This window comes from Mesorhizobium sp. Ca11 (genome assembly GCF_020165275.1).
Classification (GTDB): Bacteria; Pseudomonadota; Alphaproteobacteria; order Rhizobiales; family Rhizobiaceae; genus Mesorhizobium.
This window is the reverse complement of sequence record NZ_JAIUHU010000004.1, coordinates 358,268-379,369: the sequence shown is the minus strand read 5'-3', so window position 1 is coordinate 379,369 and position 21,102 is coordinate 358,268. Positions and strand designations below refer to the sequence as shown.

The 21,102-nt window shown below is 63.1% G+C and carries 21 protein-coding genes; 10 read left to right on the top strand and 11 right to left on the bottom strand.

The genetic code is table 11. The features are described 5' to 3' along the window. Nucleotides 1-113 precede the first annotated feature (113 nt). From LB538_RS10345 to LB538_RS10305, 9 genes are all read right to left on the bottom strand, one after another. Nucleotides 114-1,130 (bottom strand): type II secretion system F family protein, encoded by a 1,017-nt coding sequence (locus tag LB538_RS10345; protein ID WP_224523405.1) that lies wholly within the window; start codon nt 1,128-1,130, stop codon nt 114-116. A 13-nt stretch (nt 1,131-1,143) separates the two neighbouring features. Beyond that, nucleotides 1,144-2,157: a type II secretion system F family protein gene (locus LB538_RS10340; RefSeq protein WP_095765926.1), complete on the bottom strand. Its 1,014-nt coding sequence runs from the start codon at nt 2,155-2,157 to the stop codon at nt 1,144-1,146. Between the two features lie 155 nt (nt 2,158-2,312). Beyond that, nucleotides 2,313-3,809, bottom strand: a complete 1,497-nt coding sequence (locus LB538_RS10335; protein ID WP_224523403.1) for a CpaF family protein — start codon at nt 3,807-3,809, stop codon at nt 2,313-2,315. A gap of 30 nt (nt 3,810-3,839) precedes the next feature. After that, nucleotides 3,840-5,123: a CpaE family protein gene (locus LB538_RS10330; RefSeq protein WP_224523401.1), complete on the bottom strand. Its 1,284-nt coding sequence runs from the start codon at nt 5,121-5,123 to the stop codon at nt 3,840-3,842. A gap of 45 nt (nt 5,124-5,168) precedes the next feature. Next, nucleotides 5,169-5,900, bottom strand: coding sequence for a CpaD family pilus assembly protein (locus LB538_RS10325; protein ID WP_224523399.1), 732 nt, complete (start codon nt 5,898-5,900; stop codon nt 5,169-5,171). Between the two features lie 14 nt (nt 5,901-5,914). Next, entirely contained in the window at nt 5,915-7,450 is a 1,536-nt protein-coding gene (locus LB538_RS10320) for a type II and III secretion system protein family protein (RefSeq protein ID WP_224523397.1), read from the bottom strand. Next, complete coding sequence (gene cpaB, locus LB538_RS10315; protein WP_224523395.1) at nt 7,447-8,259, bottom strand: Flp pilus assembly protein CpaB; 813 nt, start codon at nt 8,257-8,259, stop codon at nt 7,447-7,449. Before cpaB ends, LB538_RS10320 begins: the two co-directional genes overlap by 4 nt. Nucleotides 8,260-8,478: 219 nt before the next feature. Continuing rightward, entirely contained in the window at nt 8,479-8,997 is a 519-nt protein-coding gene (locus tag LB538_RS10310) for a prepilin peptidase (protein ID WP_095765932.1), read from the bottom strand. Between the two features lie 157 nt (nt 8,998-9,154). Beyond that, the gene (locus LB538_RS10305) at nt 9,155-9,334 is read right to left on the bottom strand and encodes a Flp family type IVb pilin (protein WP_095765933.1); all 180 of its coding nucleotides are present in this window, start codon (nt 9,332-9,334) and stop codon (nt 9,155-9,157) included. Between the two features lie 345 nt (nt 9,335-9,679). Between LB538_RS10305 and LB538_RS10300 the strand changes: the two genes are divergently transcribed. The 3 genes from LB538_RS10300 (at nt 9,680) to LB538_RS10290 (ending at nt 11,493) form a co-directional block, all read left to right on the top strand. Beyond that, nucleotides 9,680-10,102: a pilus assembly protein N-terminal domain-containing protein gene (locus LB538_RS10300; RefSeq protein ID WP_140687731.1), complete on the top strand. Its 423-nt coding sequence runs from the start codon at nt 9,680-9,682 to the stop codon at nt 10,100-10,102. 142 nt (nt 10,103-10,244) lie between these two features. Beyond that, on the top strand, nt 10,245-10,838 hold the full coding sequence (locus LB538_RS10295; RefSeq protein WP_411909004.1) for a TadE/TadG family type IV pilus assembly protein: 594 nt from the start codon (nt 10,245-10,247) through the stop codon (nt 10,836-10,838). Between the two features lie 37 nt (nt 10,839-10,875). Beyond that, nucleotides 10,876-11,493 carry a TadE/TadG family type IV pilus assembly protein gene (locus tag LB538_RS10290; protein ID WP_224523393.1) on the top strand — a complete coding sequence of 206 codons (618 nt, stop codon included), beginning with the start codon at nt 10,876-10,878 and terminating at the stop codon, nt 11,491-11,493. A 3-nt stretch (nt 11,494-11,496) separates the two neighbouring features. On the opposite strand, the gene LB538_RS10285 is transcribed toward LB538_RS10290, so the two are convergent. Continuing rightward, a complete protein-coding gene (locus LB538_RS10285) occupies nt 11,497-12,435 on the bottom strand; it encodes a phosphate/phosphite/phosphonate ABC transporter substrate-binding protein (protein ID WP_224523391.1) in 939 nt (312 codons plus the stop codon). Nucleotides 12,436-12,569: 134 nt separating this feature from the next. On the opposite strand from LB538_RS10285, the gene LB538_RS10280 reads away from it, so the two are divergent. The 5 genes from LB538_RS10280 (at nt 12,570) to dnaA (ending at nt 18,366) form a co-directional block, all read left to right on the top strand. Then, a complete protein-coding gene (locus LB538_RS10280) occupies nt 12,570-13,808 on the top strand; it encodes a phosphopentomutase (protein ID WP_224523389.1) in 1,239 nt (412 codons plus the stop codon). Continuing rightward, nucleotides 13,801-14,691 carry a bifunctional DNA-formamidopyrimidine glycosylase/DNA-(apurinic or apyrimidinic site) lyase gene (mutM, locus tag LB538_RS10275; protein WP_224523388.1) on the top strand — a complete coding sequence of 297 codons (891 nt, stop codon included), beginning with the start codon at nt 13,801-13,803 and terminating at the stop codon, nt 14,689-14,691. Before LB538_RS10280 ends, mutM begins: the two co-directional genes overlap by 8 nt. Before the next feature lie 46 nt (nt 14,692-14,737). Beyond that, nucleotides 14,738-15,511, top strand: a complete 774-nt coding sequence (locus LB538_RS10270; RefSeq protein ID WP_224523387.1) for an enoyl-CoA hydratase — start codon at nt 14,738-14,740, stop codon at nt 15,509-15,511. Nucleotides 15,512-15,707: 196 nt separating this feature from the next. Continuing rightward, nucleotides 15,708-15,974: a 30S ribosomal protein S20 gene (gene rpsT, locus LB538_RS10265; RefSeq protein ID WP_095765940.1), complete on the top strand. Its 267-nt coding sequence runs from the start codon at nt 15,708-15,710 to the stop codon at nt 15,972-15,974. Nucleotides 15,975-16,818: 844 nt separating this feature from the next. Further along, nucleotides 16,819-18,366, top strand: coding sequence for a chromosomal replication initiator protein DnaA (gene dnaA, locus LB538_RS10260; protein WP_095765941.1), 1,548 nt, complete (start codon nt 16,819-16,821; stop codon nt 18,364-18,366). Here the strand turns inward: dnaA and LB538_RS10255 are convergent. Further along, on the bottom strand, nt 18,350-18,568 hold the full coding sequence (locus tag LB538_RS10255; protein WP_224523386.1) for a hypothetical protein: 219 nt from the start codon (nt 18,566-18,568) through the stop codon (nt 18,350-18,352). The two genes, dnaA and LB538_RS10255, sit on opposite strands and share 17 nt — an antisense overlap. Between LB538_RS10255 and dnaN the strand changes: the two genes are divergently transcribed. Together dnaN and recF are read left to right on the top strand one after the other, a co-directional pair. Then, nucleotides 18,567-19,685, top strand: coding sequence for a DNA polymerase III subunit beta (dnaN, locus tag LB538_RS10250; RefSeq protein ID WP_095765942.1), 1,119 nt, complete (start codon nt 18,567-18,569; stop codon nt 19,683-19,685). The two genes, LB538_RS10255 and dnaN, sit on opposite strands and share 2 nt — an antisense overlap. A 141-nt stretch (nt 19,686-19,826) precedes the next feature. Continuing rightward, nucleotides 19,827-20,987, top strand: a complete 1,161-nt coding sequence (gene recF / locus LB538_RS10245) for a DNA replication/repair protein RecF (RefSeq protein ID WP_224523385.1) — start codon at nt 19,827-19,829, stop codon at nt 20,985-20,987. Nucleotides 20,988-21,102 lie beyond the last annotated feature (115 nt).

The following is a 21,102-nucleotide window of genomic DNA, read 5'->3' as shown; positions in this document are numbered from 1 at the left end:
ATCAAAAAAAGCCGCGCGGATCCCGCGGCTTTTTGATTTGAAGCGAACGGCCTATCTCTTTGTTCTTACGCAATCCGGACGGAAAACTGCTCAACATTTTTCCTGGAATTGCTTTATTGGCTCGAGGAGCTGTGCTGGTCGCCGAAGATGCCGCGCTGGCTGACCTGGATGCCGGCCGGTCCCAGAATGATGGCGAACAGAACCGGCAGGAAAAACAGGATCATCGGCACGGTAAGCTTCGGCGGAAGTGCCGCGGCCTTCTTCTCGGCGGCGTTCATGCGCATGTCGCGGCTTTCCGAGGCGAGCACGCGTAGCGCGTGCGCCACCGGCGTGCCGTAGCGTTCGGCCTGGACCAGGGCCTGGGACACCGACTTCACCGATTCCAGGCCGGTGCGGCTTGCCAGGTTCTCATAGGCGTTCTTGCGGTCCTGCAGATAGGACAGCTCCGCATTGGTGAGCACGAATTCCTCGGCAAGCGCCACCGACTGCGTGCCGATCTCGTCGGCAACCCTGCGCAGGGCCGCTTCCACCGACATGCCGGATTCCACGCAGATCAGCATCAGGTCGAGCGCGTCCGGCCACGCCAGCTGGATCGACTGTTTGCGCTTGGTCGCGCGGTTGTTGACGTAGAGGATCGGCGCGTAGAAGCCGCCATAGGCGACAACGACACAGACGAACAGCTTGATGAAGGCCGGCTGCTGCGGCAGGCCGCCGAGCAAGAACAGATAGATGGCCGCCAAGGCAAAACCGACGAATGGCAGGACCAGGCGGAAAAAGAGGAAGCGCGTCAGCGGGTTCTGGCCGCGGAAGCCCGCGACCTTGAGCTTCTGCATCGTGCTTTCGTCGGCAAGCGCGCGCCTGAGATCCAGGCGGTCGACGATGTTGCGCATGCCGATGGACTGTTCCTCGCGCAGGCCCTTGCGGCGGCGGTCGGCCTCGTTGGCCAGCCGCGCACGCTGCTCGGCGCGCATTTTGTCGCGTTCGAGCGCCACGCTTTTCATGCGCGACTTGAGCGACGTGCCGCCGAACGCCGGCATGAGCGTGAAGACGGTCGCGAACACGGCGATGCCGACCAGCATCGCGATCAGGAAAGAAGGGTCGGTGAGTGTTTTGACGACCTGCTCTGTCACCGGATCCGCACCCCTACACTTCGAAGTTCATCATCTTGCGCATCACCAGGATGCCGATCGACATCCACACACCCGAGCAGCCGAGGATCAGGTTGCCGACGTTGGTGGTGAACAGCGGCATGATGTAATTCGGGCTCGACAGATAGACGAGGAAGGCGACGACGAACGGCAAGGCGCCGATGATGACGGCCGATGCCTTGGCTTCCATCGACAGCGCCTGGACCTTGGCCTTCATCTTCTTGCGGTCGCGCAGGACGCGCGAAAGGTTGCCCAGCGCCTCGGACAGGTTGCCGCCGGCCTGCGACTGAATCTGGATGACGATGCCGAAGAAGCCGGCTTCGCTGCACGGCATCGTCTCGGGCATGCGCATGGCGGCGTCGGGCACCGACATGCCCATCTGCTGGGAATCGACGATGCGGCGGAACTCGGACCGGACCGGTTCGGGCGATTCGTTGGCGATCAGGCGGATCGCATCGTTGAGCGGCAGGCCGGACTTGACCGCGCGCACGATGATGTCAAGCGCGTTCGGAAATTCTTCCAGGAAAGCCTTGGTGCGACGTGTGCGGCGAAACGACACGAACCAGCGCGGCAGGCCGAGGCCGCCCACCAGCAGGGCACCGGGCAGCGCCCATAGAGGCGCGCCGAGGAAAAAGAGAACGGCCGTCAGGATGATCCCGCAGACAGCGGAATAGATATAGAAACGCTCGATCGGAACCTGCATGCCGGCCTGGCGGATCTGAACCTTCAGCGGCGGTTTCTTGACGTTGCGATCATTGGCCTTCTGCTTCTCGTCGAGCTGCTTCAGCGTGTCCTGAACATTTTTTCGCCGCTTGACCGCTTCCGCGGCGCGGTCGCGCGTCGCTTTCACCACCGACCGGTCCGTTTCGGCTGTCTTGATGGTCTGAAGCCGCTTTCCGGCCTGCTTCTCGTTGTCGATGCGCGTGAACAGGAAAGCATAGGCCACCGCGCCGGCGCTGAAGCCGGCAAGCACGATGAAAGCCAGTACGGTGGTGTCAATTCCGAACATCGACCGGGGTCCCTAGGGCATTTAGCCGTTCCAAGGAAACGGCGAACCGCCCTGTCTCTTTGTCTTGATGCAATTGCGGACGGAAAGTTACGGCGAAGTCGCCGAACCCGACCGCATCACACTTTTCCTGGAATTGCTTCCAACCTCCAGATGCATCAGTCAGCGCGTTTCTCCATCGCCTCGAGCGCATTGGCGAGGCGCTGCTCCTCGCCATAATAGCGGGCGCGGTCCCAGAAATGCGGACGGCCGATGCCTGTCGACACATGCTCGCCGACCAGCCGGCCGCCGGCGTCTTCACCCTTGATGTTGTAGAGCACAAGGTCCTGGGTGATGATGACGTCGCCTTCCATGCCGACCACCTCGGTGATGTGGGTGATGCGGCGTGAGCCATCGCGCAGGCGAGCCGCCTGGATGATCACGTCGATCGAGCCGACGACGATCTCACGCACCGTCCGCTGCGGCAGGGAATAGCCGCCCATGGCGATCATCGATTCGATACGATTGAGGCATTCGCGCGGGCTGTTCGAGTGGATCGTCCCCATCGAGCCGTCGTGACCGGTATTCATCGCCTGCAGCAGGTCGAACACCTCCGGTCCGCGCACTTCGCCGACGATGATCCGCTCCGGCCGCATACGCAGGCAGTTCTTGACCAGGTCGCGCATGGTCACCTCGCCCTCGCCCTCCAGATTGGGCGGCCGGGTTTCGAGACGGACCACATGCGGCTGCTGCAGCTGTAGTTCCGCCGAATCCTCGCAGGTGATGACGCGCTCCTCGCGGTCGATATAGTTGGTCAGACAGTTGAGCAGTGTCGTCTTGCCGGAGCCCGTGCCGCCCGAGATGACGACGTTGCAGCGGACGCGGCCTATGATCTTGAGGATTTCCGCGCCTTGCGGCGAGATGGCGCCGAACTTGACCAGCTGGTCCAGCGTCAGCTTGTCCTTCTTGAACTTGCGGATGGTGAGCGCGGTGCCGTCGATCGACAGCGGCGGCGCGATGACGTTGACGCGCGAGCCGTCGGGCAGGCGTGCGTCGCAGATCGGGCTCGATTCGTCGACGCGGCGGCCGACCTGGCTGACGATGCGCTGGCAGATGTTGAGCAGCTGCTGGTTGTCGCGGAAACGGACGCCGGTCTGTTCGACCTTGCCATTGACTTCGATGTAGACGTTCTTGGAGCCGTTGACCATGATGTCGGCTATGTCGTCGCGGGCAAGCAACGGCTCCAGCGGTCCATAGCCCAGAACGTCGTTGCAGATGTCCTCGAGCAGCTCTTCCTGCTCGGAGATCGACATCGCGAAGTTCTTGATCGCGATGATGTCGTTTACGATGTCGCGGATTTCTTCGCGCGCGCTTTCGGGATCGAGCTTGGCGAGCTGCGACAGGTCGATCGTGTCGATGAGCGCCGAAAACACCTGGCTTTTGGTGTCGTAATAGGTCTCGGAGCGCTCGCGCTGGACCCTTCTTGGCGGCTCCGGCGCCATAGGCGGCGCCTCGACGGGCCGGCGCGCCGGCGGCGTGGCCGGCGTGCCGGACGGCGGCGCGACCGGTCGTTCGGCCGTCATCGTCCCGGTTGGAGCGGCGGCGGGAGCGGATGCCGGCGGACGGAATTCGGGCGTTGCCCGGCCGCCGTCGTCTTTGCCTCTTTTACCAAACATGATCGACTACCCGATGCCGCTCAATCAGCGTCACTTCTTGTTGCGCGAGAGCTTGCCGAGGATCGAGCCCAGGCCTGCTTTCTTCCTTGTCTTGATTTCGCTGCGTCCGGTCAGCACATGCGCTATTTCATTGATGGTGGTCACGACCGGGCTCTTGGCGTCCATCTCGGAGAGCATGCGGCCGTTGTTGGCGGCATTGCCGAACAGCAGCGGTTCGAAGTTGATCACCGCCATCGGCGTGATGCCGAGCGGTTCGGCGAAATCGGACGCCGCGATCTCGGGCCGTTTCGGCACGCCCGCCTGGTTGATGATCAGCTTCGGCGGCGGATCGTTCGGACGCAGCCGCTTCAGCATGTCCACCATGTTCTTGGTGTTGCGAAGATTTGCGAGCTCTGGCGTGGCCGTGATGACGATCTCGTCCGCCTTGATCAGCGTGCTCTTGGTCCACCCGCTCCAGACGTGCGGGACATCGAGGACAAGCAGAGGCGCGCTGCGCTGCGCTGTCTCTATGATCTGCGCGAAGGCCTCGGACTCGAAATCATAGACGCGCTCAAGCGTAGAGGGAGCCGCGAGCAACGACAGATGCTCGGCGCATTGCGCAAGCAGACGGTCGAGATAGACCTCGTCGACCCGCTCCGGTGAAAACACCGCCTCGGCGATGCCTTGCGCCGGATCCTGATCGAAATTGATGTTGGCGGTGCCGAAGGCGAGATCGAGATCGGCGATGACGACCTCGGACTTGAACAGGGAAGACATCGCCCAGGCGACATTGTGAGCGATGGTCGAGGAGCCGACGCCGCCCTTGGCGCCGATGAACGCGATCGAGCGGCCGATCGGCTCCGAATCCGGATCGACGAAGATCGACGACACGACACTGACGATGTCTGTCATCGAGACCGGCGCGATGACATATTCGGAAATGCCCGAACGGATCAGCTCGCGGTAGAGCCCGACATCGTTGTAGTGGCCGATAACCACCACCTTGGAGGACGGATCACAATGTTCCGAGAGGTGGCCGAGCTGTTCGAGCAGCTGCTGCGGTTCGCTGCGCGATTCCAGCAGGATCAGGTTCGGTGTCGGCGCGGACTGGTAGAACTCGATCGCGGTCGGGATGCCGCCCATATGAACCTTGAGATGGGCCTTGGCCATCCGGCGATCCTCGCCGGCGCGCTCGACGGGGTTCGCGACCCCCTCGGTCTCGCAGAAGGCCTGGATTGAAATGCGCGGCACGGGGCGCAGCGCCTGCATGGCGGCGATGTCCTGCTGCGAAAGGTCGCCGGTTTCCGCGGGCGTGTCGTAGGCAAGATTGCTCATCGTCATGCTCTTTCCGTGACTGCTTTCTTCGTCGTCCGGCGCAGCTCAGTAAGTTACTTCCGAATTGGCGAGGAACTCGTCCGAGATGCCCCTGCTCCGATAGATATCGATCACCGCGCCGCGATTTTCGGCGTCGATGTCGGACTGTTTGCGCGGCCCGATCAGATCGTTGGGATTGGCGATTTGAGCCGCGAGGTTGTTCTGATAGGAGCAGCCGAAGTCGGCGTAGTGTTTGTTCTGCGACGTCTCCAGGATGTCCTCGGGCCAACGCCCGCATTTGTCGGTCTGGGCCCTCACCGCGACGAAGGCGACGCGCACCGGCGCTGACGCCTCCGGCACCGCCGACTGATAGGATGTCATGACGATACGGTTGCGCTTGACGCCTGCCGCCATGGCGAGCCTGGCAAAATCGCGGCCGGCGGCCCGGGCGGCAAGCTCATTGGCGGACCCGGCCGGCATCGCGATCGTCAGCGCCGGCGCGGCGCTCTTGTCGTAGCGGTCGAGAAAACCGAGCAGCGTATCGCGCTGCGCACCGGTCATGCCGCGATCACCGGCGCCGACCGGCAGGTCGATCTTCTGGTTCTTCTCGGCAATGACGATCGGATGGGTCGTGCGGTAGTCGTCCGGGATCGACCCGACGGTTACGCTGTCGCGGTTGGCGCAACCTGCGAGCGACGCGGCAAGCATGACCGCCAATGCCGGGACTACCTGCCGACCGATCCTTGCGATACCGGATGCTGTCCGGACCGTCATGACCTTCGATGCTGACTTGGACATATCCGCATTCCCACTCATTTGTAGATGAAGCCCACGACGCCGTGGTAGCGGCCGGCCGGCCTGTCGGTCTGCATGGTGCCGTAGACGCGGTTGACGCGGCCGAGGAACATGCCGGCGCCGTCGCTTGCCGCATTGAAGTTGTCGTCCGGCTTGGCCAGGTCGTTGCGCGCCACTGGCCGCGTCAGATAGGGCGTGATGATGATGATGAGCTCGCTCTCGTTGCGCACGAAATCGCGGCTGCGGAACAGCGTGCCGAGGACGGGGATCTTGCCCAAGCCAGGGAACTGGCTGATAGCCTGGCGAACATCGTCGCGGACAAGGCCTGCGATCATCATCGAGCCGCCCGAAGGGAGCTCGACGGTGGTGTCGGCGAGACGCTTGCGAATAGAGAGAATGTTCGCGGCGGGAACGTTCTTTGAGCCGGTCGAAAATGCGGCGGAGCCTTCTGTCGTCGGCTCGGAAACCGCCGTCCGGACTTTCAGGCTGATGCGACCGGCGGACAGGACGACCGGTTGAAATTCCAGTCCGATGCCGTAATCGACCTTGTCGAGTTGGTACGTCAGCTTCGCAGGAATGCCTTTGGTGATGTCAGGATCGGTAATGGCCTGGCTGGAGACAATATTATACTCGCCGCCAACCCTGAACGTGGCTTTCTCGCCTGAAACTGCCGTCAAAGTCGGCTCGGCTAGCGTCTTCATCACCCCCGACTGTTCCATGGCGTTGACATAGGCCTGCAGCGAGGACGAGCCGATGTTAAATCCCGAATTGCTGAGGGGCTTGCCGAGCCCCATCGGGTTGTCGCCTGTCGACATCCAGCTGATGCCGTTGCTCTCGCCGCTGCCAAACATGTTGACGCCGAGCTGCTTCATCACCGAGCGGCTGACTTCGGCGACGGTCACCTTGAGCGTCACCTGGTCGTCGCCGATGATCTGCAAGAGGTTGACGATCTTGGAGGTCCGGCGCTCCTGGTCGGGATTGTTGATGTCGACGCCGCCATTGACCGAGCCGCCGGCGGCGGTCTGCGAATATTGGCCCGTCGTCGCTTCACCGCCGGACACGAAGATGGTGGCCAGGTCGACGGCACGCTTGGAATCGAGCGGCGTGTCGACCATGCCCGTCAGCACGACGTTGTCATTGAGAAGCTCGACCTTGATCTGCGAGGAGGGGATGAAGCGCTTGAGATAGTCTTCCAGCCCTGCGACGTCGCGCTCGACGGCCAGATCCAGGCTGACGATCTGCTCGCCATTGGGGCCGAAGACGAAGATGTTGGTCTCGCCGACCGTCTTGCCGAACAGGTAGATGCGCCGCGCGGTGCGCGTCACGGCATCGGCAACCGCCGGATTGGCGACGAGGATATCATAGGCGTCGCTCGGCAAGTCGATGACCACGGATTTGTTGAGGCCGAGCTTGACGCGCTGCGTGGCAACGGAAGCCGACACGCCGGCTCCCGCGGCTTTGGCTTCGACCAGCCCCGGGGCGCCGGTGCCGAGCACGAAAAAACCGATCGCCGCGGCGGCCAGGAAGGGCAGCAGTTTACCGTTCAGCCTCATTTCCTTGCTCCCACCTCGGAAACCTCGCCGGACTTGATCAGCCGCACGGTTCCGCGTCGGCCGTTGCCGTTGACCAGATAGTCGGCCTCGCCCGTATTCTTTTCATGGATGTCGGTGATCGGGCGCAGCGCCAGCGTCAGGCGGTCGGCCATCTGCTGCGCCACCGTGATGATCTCCGCCTGCTGCGGCGTCAGCTCCAGCGTCGCGGTCTGGCCGACCCTGGTCTTCTTACCTTCCTCGTCTTCCTGGATGGTCTGGTCGATGGCCAGCACGCGGATGTTCTTGAGAATCGTCTCGGTGTTGAAGCCGCTGCCGCCGTTGCCGGTGTCGGCGCGGCGGGTCATGATGACGTCGACGAAGTCGTTGGGCAGGATGAAGCCGCCGGCGGACGTGTCGGCCGATATCGCGGTGGCGACGGCGCGCATGCCGGAAGGCAGGATCGACGACATGAAGCTCTGTCCCTCGCCGACCAGCTTGGAGCGCCGCAACGGCTCGCCGGTATACATGGCTACGCGGGCGACCGAGCCCTTGAGCTTTTCGATCGCGTCAGGCTCGGCGGCGCGCGTGATGAAATTGGCGTTGACGCCATCGGCCGGCCATTCTTCCCAGCTGATGTTGTTGCCGAGCTGGCTGCCCATTGACACGTCACCGGAAAGCACCAGCACGTCCTGCAATGCGATCGCCGGCTGCTTGGGCGCATCGACAATGACCTGAGGCGGCGGCGCTACGACCATGTTCTTCGCCACGTAGCCCGCGCCACCCGCCGCGACCGCAGCCACGCCCAGAATAATCAATCGGGATGCTGGCATTCGTCCGAAACCCTTCGCCTCATGGCAACCACCTCGCCAGGCCGGACTTTGCAGCTGCAATCGTCAAAACAAGGTTAATGTAATGCTTACGATCGTGATTAATTTAAGGTTTACTCAAATTGGATTGAACAGTGTGCCGTTAACAGAAAAAAGCGGCCGGGGCCGCCTTCCGATCTGATAAAAGGCGGCCTGGGATCGCCGACATCGAGATCGCCGGGCCTATGTTGTGAGCCTCTCCAGCGCCCAGACCATCAGCGGCGAATCCGGGAAAGTGATCAGTCCGCCGGCGCCAAGCGCGATGCCATATGGGATGCCAACATTCTCGTCCGCGAAATGGCGCAGAAATCGGCTGTGGCCGGTGTACGTGACGAGCGGCGATTTCCGGTAGGCAAGGATTGCGAGGGTAAGCAGGCCGCCGATGAAAGCCGACGTCACCAGATAGCCGACCAGGTTGATGTTGAGGCCCATCCACAGAGCGGTCGCGGCCAGAAGCTTGGCGTCGCCGCCGCCCATGCCGCCGAGCGCAAAAAGGCCGAAGGTCGTGGCAAGCACGAGGGCGCCGGCGGCGAAATGCCAGCCATAGGTTGCCCAGTCCATACCGGCGAGCGGCGCAACAAGCGCGAATGTCGCCACCAACAGCACGGGAACGCGGTTGGCGATCGTCATCGACAGCGTGTCCGAGATCGCAGCAAAAAGCATGCAGAAAGGAAAAACGACGAAGATCACGGCTTCAAGCATGGATGCGGCCTGCCTGTGGCATGTTTCAGCGTCATCCTAGGCGCGCTGAATTAACGATCGATGAGGCCGGACGATCAAATCGGCCGACTGCATAAAAAAGGGCCGCCAGCCGGCGGCCCTTTTTCTTTCTGTCGAAAAGGCGCGATACGCAGCCTTATTACGGAGCAGTGGCGCCGTTGAGGGTGGCGGCGATGTTGGCGAACTTGGCGTTCAGCGCGCCGCCGAGCTGGGTAGCACCAACCATGATGGCAAGCGCGATGAGAGCGGCGATCAGACCGTATTCGATGGCGGTCGCGCCGGATTCGTCCTTCACGAAACGTGCGATGAGATTAGACATTCGAGAGCTCCTACTCCACGTGTTACAGCACTACCGTCAACTTCTCTTCCGGGTTGATCGGATGGCGCAAATCTAGGGAGAAGCCGTTTCGATCGGCTTAATAAACAGCCTTACCGATTCCTTTCCGGTGGCGAACGCACTGCGTGGTTAACCGTGGCCTAAACATCGCCAGAGGTCCGACTTCCCGAGAAACCGGCGCTTGTGCAATATTCCTAAAACAGTAAGCGCCATGGACGCATGGCGCATCGTGCAGGCGATCCTTAATCATGGCGGGCCCGGTTTAACCGTTACTTCACCAATCTCGTTCATGTTCCGTTGAAGAATCTGCCTGCCGGGAGCGCTTCAATGACCTTGTCGAGATCGCTGTTTCCAGTCGCCGCGCTGCTGGCAACTGCTGCCTTGGTCATGCCGGCCAGGGCCGGCGCCGGTATTGAAGTCACCATGAACCAGGCCAAGATCGTCAAATTGTCACGCGGGGCCGACACGGTCGTCATCGGCAACCCGGCAATCGCCGACGCCTCCGTGCAGGACGCCTCGACCATCGTTCTCACCGGCAAGGGCTTCGGTGTCACCAATCTGGTCGTGCTCGACTCGGAAGGCAGCCCGATCATCGACGAACAGGTGACCGTCGTGCGACAAGCCGCCTCCTCGGTGCGCATCTACCGACGCGCCGAAGTCCAGACCATGTCCTGCACGCCCTATTGCGAGAGCGCGTTCAAGAGCGAGGCCGAGAAAACTTCCGAAGCCGAAATGAGCGCCGGGCACTGAGCTCTGCGAGGGCGCGAACCCACGGGCATTAAAGACGGCTTAAAGCTTGCCCGACGAATTTAACGATCATCAAAACCGGAACTCAATGGGTTATCGCTAACCTTACCGCCGGTACCGCCAAGGGGATCGGCAGGAAAGCAATATGAGCAAGGATGCCACATCCGGCGGCGGCATGGACAACAAGACGCGGGTCAAAGTCCGCCCCGGCTTCTTCAGCGACAGGCGCGGCAGCACGGCGATGGAATTCGCGATGCTCGCCATCCCGTTCGCGCTTCTCGTCTTCGCCATCCTCGAGAGCTGCATTTCGTTCGCCGGCCAGGAGGTGATGGCCAACGTCGCCGACGATGTGGCCCGCCAGCTGCGGACCGGGCAGTTGCAGAAGACGAACGTCACCGAAGCCTCCATCAAGCAGCTGATCTGCAGCAGGCTTGAGATCATGGTGGCCAAGGACTGCCCGGGATTGCTGGTGGATCTGCGCGAATATCCGAGTTTCGCCGACGCCGCCACGGCGGGCTTCAAGATCGTCAATGGCGATATCGTGCTGGTGCAAGGCACCAACTCGATGAATTTCACGGTGTCGCCCGGACTGGCGGAGTCCATCAACATGTTGCGGGTGTTTTACAAATGGCCGGTGATGACCGATTTCCTGGCCAAGTCGATGGCCAATCTGAAAGACGGCAACACACTGCATTTCGCATCGGTGACCTGGCAGAACGAGCCGTTCGACGACAATTGAGACTGCTCGACGGCTAAGCCGCGGCGTGGAGGACGATATGCATAGTGCGGGGGCACTCCGGGGCATTTCGGCGAAGGTGAAGCAGTTTTGCCGCGATCGCCGCGGCATCGCGGCGATCGAGTTCGCGTTCATCGTGCCGGTGCTCCTGATCATGTATTTCATCACGATGGAGGCCTCGCAGGCCATCGAGACCGGCAAGAAGGTCAGCCGCATCGGCAGCATGGTCGCGGACCTCGTCACGCAGCAGCAGGCCGTCGTGAAGGCTAACCTCGATGCAATGATGAAGATCGGCATATCGACGCTTCGGCCCTACAATCGCTCGGATCCGACGATCATCATCACCGGCATACAGATATCCGACGAGGCATCGCCAACAGTGAAGGTGGCGTGGTCGCGCAAGCTGGTGGGCAACACCTACAGCGTCGATGCCAGTCCCGGCGACACCACGACCGTCCCTTCGACGCTGAAAATCCGCAACACTTTCCTGGTCCGCGTGGAAAGCGACCTCGGCTATGTGCCCGTCATCGCCTGGAGCGAGAACAACAACCAGCAGAAGGCGCTTGGACTGTTGTCGACCTTCAGCCACATAAATATGAGCGAGACTTATTATCTCCGGCCTCGCCGGAGCCCAACGATCCCCTGCAGCGACTGCTGACGGTCAGTCCCGGTCGTCGGACGCCTGCCGCACAATGGCCGTGGCCATAGCGTAGTCCTTGGACGCCGCCGGCACAAAGCCACCGGTATGCGCGGCCTCCAGCAGATCGTATATGTCGGGCGTCTGGGACTTGAGATTGGTCAGGAAGACCGTCAGCCGGCGCTTTGCCTCGGGATCGATATCGTTGCGGACGGCGTGCGGCCCGTAGCGCAAGAGGCCCGAGGTCCACAACACCCGAAGCGACGCCTCTGGGACGCCGGCAGCCTCCAGCCGCGCGACGGTGCCCCCGGAACGGGTGGATCGGCCGTCGGCATCGGCTGGTTCCCAGCCGAACAGGGCGTCCGCTTCGCCGCCGGCGAGCATCGTCTCGGCCGCAGTGGCTGAAGCGGCGCGCGCCAGGAAGGGCGAACCCCGGGTGATGTTGACGCCTTCGGCCGGCAGCGCCGTCAGCGGCAGCAGCGCGCCGCCGACGTTTTCGACCGGCGCTATCGCGATCCGGTGCGAAGCCACGGCGGCAAGGTCCGCAAGCCGGCCGTCGCGCGTCACCAGGACGGAACGGATGCCGACGGCGCCGTCGGTATCGACCGGCGCCACCAGCGGCTCGACGCAGCCGCAGCGCTCCGAGGCCGTGGCATAGGCGAGAGCGGAATAGATCGCATATTGCACGCGCCCGCTCGCCTGCGCCTCGATCAGCGCCGCGTAGTCACGCGCAACGACGAACTCGACCTTCATGCCGAGCGCATTGGCATAGGCGTCGGTCAGGCGCGCGAGCCCCGGGACGGTATTGCCGCCGCCCGGTTCGGCGACGATGCCGATGCGGAACGTGCCGATGTCGTCACGCCAGTCGGCGCGTGCCGGCGAGGAAGCGGCGCCGAAGGCCGCGAGAGCGGCCGCGCACATCTTCACGGCTTGCCTTGTCGCGGTTTTGCCGCGCCTTGCCATACCTGCCACGCTCCCGCCCCGCATCCGCGCCTCGCCGCAACTATGGCGCCAAGCCGTTGCGGTTTGGTTTCCGATTTGCCAACGCCGCCGGGGAACCTTATGTCTGGCGATCAAGGCTCACAATAAAGATACCCATGGCGCGCGCGTTCCTGTTCGTTCTCGATTCTTTCGGCATCGGCGGCGCGGCCGACGCCGAACGCTATGGCGATACCGGCGCCGACACGTTCAGGCATATTTTTCAGGCTTGCGCCGATGGTCGTGCCGATCGGCAAGGTTTGCGCAAAGGGCCGCTCGCCGTGCCCAACATGATGTCGCTCGGACTTGGCCGGGCGGCGCAAACCGCGACGGGACTGAAAACCGGTATCGACGCGCCGCCGGTCGCCTCGGCCTTTCATGGAGCCGCACAGGAAGTGTCGAGCGGCAAGGACACGCCCTCCGGCCACTGGGAGATTGCCGGCCTGCCGGTGCGTTTCGACTGGGGCTATTTCCCCGATACGGTGCCTGCCTTTCCGGCCGACCTGACCGACGCCATCATCCGCGAGGGCAAGCTGCCGGGGATCCTCGGCAACTGCCATGCACCCGGAACCGAGATCATCGAGCGGCTCGGCGAAGAGCATATCCGCACCGGCAAGCCGATCTGCTACACGTCGGTCGATTCCGTGCTGCAGATCGCCGCGCATGAGACGCATTTCGGCCTGGAGCGGCTTTATGAGCTTTGCCTCACGGTGCGTCGGCTGGTCGAGCCGCTCAAGATCGGGCGGGTGATCGCTCGGCCATTCGTGGGCGAGACGCCGGCCACGTTCCAGCGCACCCACAATCGCCGCGATTATGCGGTGCCGCCGCCGGAGCCGACCCTGCTCGACCGGCTGACCGGGCGCGGCAACAAGGTCATCGCCGTCGGCAAGATCGGCGACATCTTCGCTCATCGCGGCATTTCGGAAGTGCGCAAGGCCGGCGGCAACATGGCAATGTTCGACAAGGCGCTCGGCGCGATGGACGATGCCGGCGACGGCGACCTGGTTTTTGCCAATTTTGTCGATTTCGATACGGAGTTCGGTCACCGGCGCGACGTCGCCGGCTATGCCGGAGCGCTCGAAGCGTTCGACCGCCGGCTGCCGGAGGCGCTGTCGCGGATAAGGCCTGGCGACCTGCTCATCCTCACGGCCGATCATGGCAACGATCCGACCTGGCGCGGCACCGACCATACGCGCGAACGCATTCCGGTGATCGGTATCGGGCCGGGACTGACGGGCGGCGACATCGGGCTCAGGCCGACCTTCGCCGATATCGGCGAGACCGTCGCGGACCACCTCGGCCTGGCTGCCGGTCGCCACGGAACATCGTTCCTTGCGATGATCGGCGGCCATGCCTGAGCTGCCCGAAGTCGAGACCGTCCGGCGCGGTCTGCAGCCGGTCATGGAAGGGGCGCGGCTCGTCGAGGTCAAGGCGCGCAGGGCCGACCTTCGCTTTCCTTTCCCCGAACGCTTTTCGGAACGGCTTGCCGGCAAGACCGTGACGGCGCTTGGCCGGCGCGCCAAATACCTGACGATGCATATCGAAAACGGTCCGGTTCTCATCTGCCATCTCGGCATGTCGGGGTCGTTCCGGATCGAAGCCGCGGAAAGCAGCGACGTCCCCGGCGCCTTCCACCACGACCGCTCGAAAAGCGCGGCGCACGACCATGTCGTGTTCGACGTCGTCTCTCCGAGTGACGAGCGCTCCCGCGTCATCTTCAACGATCCGCGCCGCTTCGGCTTCATGCTGTTTGCCGAAGGAGCGCCGGACACGCATCCGATGCTGGCGCGGCTCGGCATCGAGCCAACTGGCAACGCGCTCGACGGTCCCCTGCTCGCCTCGCTGTTGAAGGGTCGCAGATCGCCGCTCAAGGCAGCGCTGCTCGACCAGCGGCTGATCGCCGGGCTCGGCAATATATACGTGGCTGAGGCCTTGTGGCGCGCCGGCCTCTCGCCGCTGCGCGAAGCCGGCACCATCGCCGGGTCGGCCAAGAAGGCGAAAGAGCAAAGCGCGCGCCTTGCCGAAGCGATCCGCTCGGTCATCGCCGATGCGATCGCCGCCGGCGGCTCCTCGCTGCGCGACTATGTCCAGGCCGACGGATCGCTCGGCTATTTCCAGCATTCCTTCGCAGTCTACGATCGCGAGGGGGAACCATGCCCGAAGCCGGGCTGCCGCGGCCACATCGAGCGCATCGTGCAAAGCGGCCGCTCGACCTTCTATTGCCGGACCTGTCAGCGGTAAGCTAGGAACGTATCGATCGTCCCACTGCCGCGGAAGGAAGCGAACCATGGCCTATGAAACCATTATCGTGGAAGCACGCGGCAAGGTCGGGCTGATCACACTGAACCGGCCCAAGGCGCTCAATGCGCTGAATTCGCAGGTCCTTGCGGAGGTCGTGGCGGCCGCGCGCGCGTTCGATGCTGATCCCGAGATCGGCGCGATGGTGCTTACAGGCTCGGAGAAGGCGTTTGCCGCCGGCGCTGACATCAAGGAAATGCAGGCGATGTCCTTCGCCGACGCCTACACGCAGGACTTCTTCGTCGGCTGGGAGGAATTCACGCGCACGCGCAAGCCCATCATCGCGGCGGTCGCGGGCTATGCGCTCGGCGGCGGCTGCGAATTGGCCATGATGTGCGACTTCATCATCGCCGGCGACAACGCCAAGTTCGGCCAGCCCGAAATCACGCTCGGCGTCATGCCGGGCATGGGCGGCTCGCAGCGGCTGACCCGCTTCGTCGGCAAGTCGAAGGCAATGGACATGTGCCTGACCGGGCGAATGATGGATGCTGCCGAAGCCGAGCGCAGCGGACTGGTCTCGCGGGTGGTGCCGGTCGCCGAGCTCGCCGAGGAGGCGCTGAAGGCGGCGGCCAAGATCGCCGAGTTCTCGCTGCCGTCTGTGATGATGACCAAGGAGGCCGTCAACCGCGCCTACGAGACGACGCTCGCTGAAGGGCTGCGCTTCGAGCGCCGCCTGTTCCATTCGCTGTTCGCGCTCGACGATCAGAAGGAAGGCATGGCCGCGTTTGTGGAGAAGCGGAAGCCGAATTTCACCAACCGCTAGAGCATGATGCCGAATGACTGAAGGCGGGTCACGACGTGACGCGCTTTCAGTCTCCAAAAAGACCGCCGAGTGGCGTTGACGCGCCGGAAAAGCTGAACTATAAGCCGCACCAACCGAGGCGGCCTGTGGCTGCCCGTTTGTTTTTTGCGCCCTGCGGCATCCCCGCTGGCGCCCATCAGATCGGAAGAGAGGCATCATGGCCAATACGTCTTCGGCCAAAAAGGCAACGCGCAAGATCGCCCGCCGCGCGGCGATCAACAAGAACCGTCGCTCGCGTGTCCGCACCTATGTGCGCCAGGTCGAAGAGGCGCTGGCCGCCGGCGACAAGGCCGCGGCGGTGGCAGCCTTCAAGGCGGCGGAGCCTGAATTGATGCGCGCCGCCACCAAGGGCGTCGTTCACAAGAACACGGCTTCCCGCAAGGTTTCGCGGCTGGCCCAGCGGGTCAAGACGCTGTCGGCCTGACCGACTTAATCCTTACTCCATCGATGTTGAACCCGGTCGCATAGACCGGGTTTTTTTCGTTTGCCGGCAAGTACTTAAAAAAATTGCTCGTGAGCAACGCTTGTGACGTGATTCCAACGCCAGTAATGTTTTGCCGGCATATTCAACGCCGCTGACAGCGGAACGCCCTCCCCGCGGCAACTGCCTAAATTTGCCTGGCAAAAAATCCACAGTTTTTTCAAAGGCTTACAGCCGGTCGTCCACAGCTTGTTCAGCTCAAGGTCGAGCGGCGGGGGAGAAGTAGCTGTCAAGACAATTATTTCAGATTATTTCGTTTCGGGCCGCCTTTTTCATATTCGCCGGAAAAGGGTTTGAATCACAATGGCTTTGTCAAAACGTGCCGGCGCAGCTCCCGATTTCAAGCCCCGTCCGGTAACCAGATTCGTTAAAAAACCGTTAGATGTGGCCTTGCCCTATCCACAGCGATTTCGGTAATGTCCATCCATCGAAGGGACGGGCTCTAGCCCCTGACCCAGCCTGAATCGGCCAGCACAAAATGGCGGAATTCATGACGTGGAGCAATTCCGCGTACGGCTTGGTTTGTCTCTTCGGTGCGGGTAGGGGACTGGCGTAATTGTACATGGCAGTCGATGTCTCGCCGGCGTTTTCGCCGGAGAGTGAGGTATTGACTTGTCTTTGTCGGTGGCCGGCGTGCGGAGCCGGCAGCTGGTCCCTTGCGCGAGTTGCGACGATTATTGCCGGCGGCGGCAATGGCATCGCGGCTGAAAGAGGGTCGCCGGACCAAGGATGCAGGAGGCGCATCCCCGGCGGAAAAAGGGTACGAGAAGACAAAGGGACTTTGATCATGCAGAGCGGCATTGAAAGGGAGATAGCGGGCGAGCTCCCATTTCCAGCAACTTTTGTCGGAGGGGGCGACGTGGCGGTATCCAGCGACGCGGAACAGAAGTTCGAACGGGTCAAGGCCCAGCTGAAGGCGCGTCTTGGAGCCGAGGTCTATTCGAGCTGGTTCGGTCGCATGAAGGTCGCCGAGGCTTCCCGCGGCGTCGTTCGCATCTCCGTGCCTACAGCCTTCCTGCGGTCCTGGATCAACGGCCATTACCTCGAGCTTATCGCGGAGCTGTGGCGGCATGAGGATGCCGACGTCCTCAAGATCGAGATCGTCGTGCGCACCGCAACGCGCCAGGGGCGCAATCCTGTCGAGCCCGAGATCGCGCCGGCGCGCAAGATGACCAAGCAGACGCATACCGCGCTTGCCAACGGCACCGCGAGCGCCGGGCGTGTGGAGCAACGGGCGCCGGCGCCCCGCCAGGGCGTGTCAGCGGAACCGGAGTTCCGCCACAATGTGCTGGGGTCGCCGCTTGACCCGCGTTACACATTCTCCTCCTTCATCGAAGGGCCGTCGAACAGGGTGGCCTTCGCAGCGGCCAGGGCGGTGGCGGAATCGCAGTCCAGCGCGGTACGTTTCAACCCGCTTTTCCTGCACGCGACCGTCGGGCTCGGCAAGACGCACCTCCTGCAAGCGATCGCCGCGGAATCGCTGCGGCAAAACCCGAAGTCGCGCGTCGTCTACCTGACGGCGGAATATTTCATGTGGCGCTTCGCCACCGCGATCCGCGACAACAACGCGCTGACGCTGAAGGAGCAGCTGCGCGATATCGATCTCTTGATCATCGACGACATGCAGTTCTTGCAGGGCAAGTCGATCCAGCACGAATTCTGCCATCTCATCAACATGCTGCTCGACAGCGCCAAGCAGGTGGTGGTCGCGGCCGACCGGCCGCCCTCGGAACTGGAATCGCTGGAGCCGCGCGTGCGTTCGCGCCTCAATGGCGGCGTGGCGCTGGAAATGTCGGCGCCGGATTTCGCCATGCGGCTCGGCATGCTGAAACTGCGCCGCGCCAGTACCAAGACCGATGACACCTCGCTCGACATCTCGGACGAGATCCTGGAGCATGTCGCGCGCACGGTGACCGGCAGCGGGCGCGAGCTCGAAGGCGCCTTCAACCAGCTTCTGTTCCGCCAGTCCTTCGAGCCGCAGATCACTATCGACCGCATCGACGAGATCCTCGGCCACATCTACCGCTCCGGCGAGCCGAAGCGGGTGCGCATCGAGGACATCCAGCGCATCGTGGCGCGCCACTACAACGTGTCGAAGACCGAGCTTCTGTCCAATAGGCGCACGCGCACGATCGTCAAGCCGCGGCAAGTGGCGATGTATCTGTCGAAGGTGATGACACCGCGCTCATTGCCGGAGATCGGGCGGCGGTTCGGCGGCCGCGACCACACGACCGTGCTGCATGCCGTGCGCAAGATCGAGGACCTTTCGGGCGGGGACAACACGCTGGCGCAGGAACTGGAACTGCTCAGAAGGCTGATCAACGACCAGGCCTGAAGGAGCGCACAAACAGCCGGCGGCACGCTTCGCCGGCTTTATCCCCAGAAAGCCCGCGCCGCCGGTCGGAACCGGTGCCGCGGGCTTGCCTTTGCAGGCTTTTTACTGTCAGCTTACGGAGATTCTGGAAGCCTTTCAGAGCTTTCACGGGATGCCGCCTGCCGGTGACCTGTTCATTCTTGAAGCGAGCCTGTTTCGTCATGCGTGTTATCCTGGAACGGTCAAATCTCTTGAAGTCCCTCAACCACGTCCACCGCGTGGTCGAGCGGCGCAACACCATACCGATCCTGTCCAACGTGCTGCTCAGCGCCGAGGGCGCCAGCCTCGAGATGAAGGCGACCGACCTCGACCTCGAAGTGACGGAGGCGACGCCCGCCAAAGTCGAGCGCGGCGGCGCGACGACGGTGCCGGCGCATCTGCTCTACGACATCGTGCGCAAGCTTTCCGACGGCGCGGAGGTGATGCTGAAGACGGACGAGGACGGCAACGCGATGACCGTCACCTCCGGTCGTTCGAGCTTCCGCCTGCAGTGCCTGCCGCAATCCGACTTCCCGGAGCTTTCGGCCGGTTCGTTCTCGCATATCTTCCGGCTGGAATCGGCGGCGCTCAAAGGGCTGATCGACAAGACGCAATTCGCCATCTCCACCGAAGAGACGCGCTATTATCTCAACGGCATCTTCCTGCACACGCATGAGGTCGGCGGCAAATTGAAGCTGCGCTCGGTGGCGACCGACGGGCACCGCCTGGCGCGGGCCGAGATCGACGCGCCGGCAGGCTCCGAAGGCATGCCCGGCATCATCATTCCGCGCAAGACGGTGAGCGAGCTGCAGAAGCTGGTCGACGATCCCGACGTGGCGGTGACCACGGAGCTGTCGGACACCAAGATCCGCTTTACGATCGGCAGCGTCGTTTTGACCTCGAAGCTGATCGACGGCACCTTCCCCGATTATCAGCGCGTCATTCCGACCGGCAACGACAAGAAGCTGATCATCGACCGGCAGAGCTTCGCTGCGGCGGTAGACCGCGTTTCGACCATTTCCTCCGAACGCGGCCGGGCGGTGAAGCTTTCGATCAATGACGGCCAGGTGACGCTCGCAGTCAACAATCCGGATTCGGGCAGCGCCACCGAGGAACTGGCGGCCGACTACTCGTCGGACCCGATCGAGATCGGCTTCAACGCCAAATATCTGCTCGACGTCGCGGCCCAGCTCACCGGCACGGAGGCGAAATTCATGCTGGCCGATGCCGGCTCGCCGACGCTGATCCACGACATGGCTGACGAGACCGCGCTCTACGTGCTGATGCCGATGCGGGTCTAGGCTCAGTCACCTTGACGCAATTCCGGACGGAAAACCGCTGTGCACTTTTCCCGGAATTGCGCCTTTGTCTTTCGCAATTCCGGACGGAAAACCGCTGTGCACTTTTCCTGGAATTGCTCTGACGGAACCTGATGTGTCGCCGTGAACTCGGATGCGAAACAGCTTCGGCAGCAGAGCTATGTAAGTAAGCTTATACTTACGAATTTTCGCAATTACGGTACGCTGTCGCTCGAGCTCGCGCCCGGCGCGGTGGTGCTGTCAGGCGACAATGGCGCCGGCAAGACCAATCTCCTGGAAGCGATCTCGTTCCTGACGCCCGGCCGCGGCCTGCGCCGCGCGCCCTATGGCGATGTGGCGCGCGAAGGCGGCGATGGCGGCTTCGCCTTGCATGCGCGCATTGAGGGGCCGGAGGGCCAGGTCGAGATCGGCACCGGAATTTCCGGCGGAGACGCCGCCGGCGAAGGCGGCAGGAAGGTACGGATCAACGGCGCGCCGGCGCGATCGGCCGAGGATATGCTGGAATGGCTGCGGGTCGTTTGGCTGACGCCGGCGATGGACGGGCTGTTTCCAGGGCCGGCGGCGGACCGCCGCCGCTTCCTCGACCGGCTGGTGCTGGCGATCGATCCCGGGCATGGCCAGCGCGCGCTCGATTATGAGAAAGCCATGCGCGGCCGTAATCGCCTGCTTACCGAAGGCTCCCGCGACGGCGCCTGGTTCGACGCGATCGAGACGCAGATGGCCGAGACCGGGGTGGCGATCGCCGCGGCGCGGGCCGAGCTGATAAGGCTGCTTGCCGCCATGATCGACAGATTGCCTGGCAGCGGACCGTTTCCGCAGGCTGACATCAGCCTTGCCGGCGACCTGGAGAGCGAGGTCGCCGCCGCGCCGGCCGTCGATGTCGAGGAGCGCTTCCGCCGCGCGCTTGCCAATGGCCGCGAGCGCGATCGCGCCGCCGGCCGCACGCTGGACGGCCCGCATCGTTCCGATCTCGTGGTGCGGCACCGGCCGAAGTCGATGCCGGCCGAGCTTTGTTCGACCGGCGAGCAGAAGGCGCTGCTGGTCGGCATCGTGCTGTCGCATGCCAGGCTGACCGGCGAGATGTCGGGACTGACGCCGATCCTTCTGCTGGACGAGATCGCCGCGCATCTCGACGCGGGCCGGCGCGCGGCGCTGTTCTCCATCCTGGAAGAACTGAACTGCCAGGCCTTCATGACCGGTACGGATGCCGCCTTGTTTTCGAGCCTTGCAGGCAGAGCGCAATTCCTGACGGTGGATCACGGCAGCGTCGAGCCGACCGGCTGATCGCTTGAAGAATCAAGCGGGCGTAGTGGTAGCCCGGCGGGACAAAGCTGCGCTTTGCCCGTGCTTGCTTGGCGGGACAAAGCTGCGCTTTGCCCGTACAAGGCTCTGCCTTGCA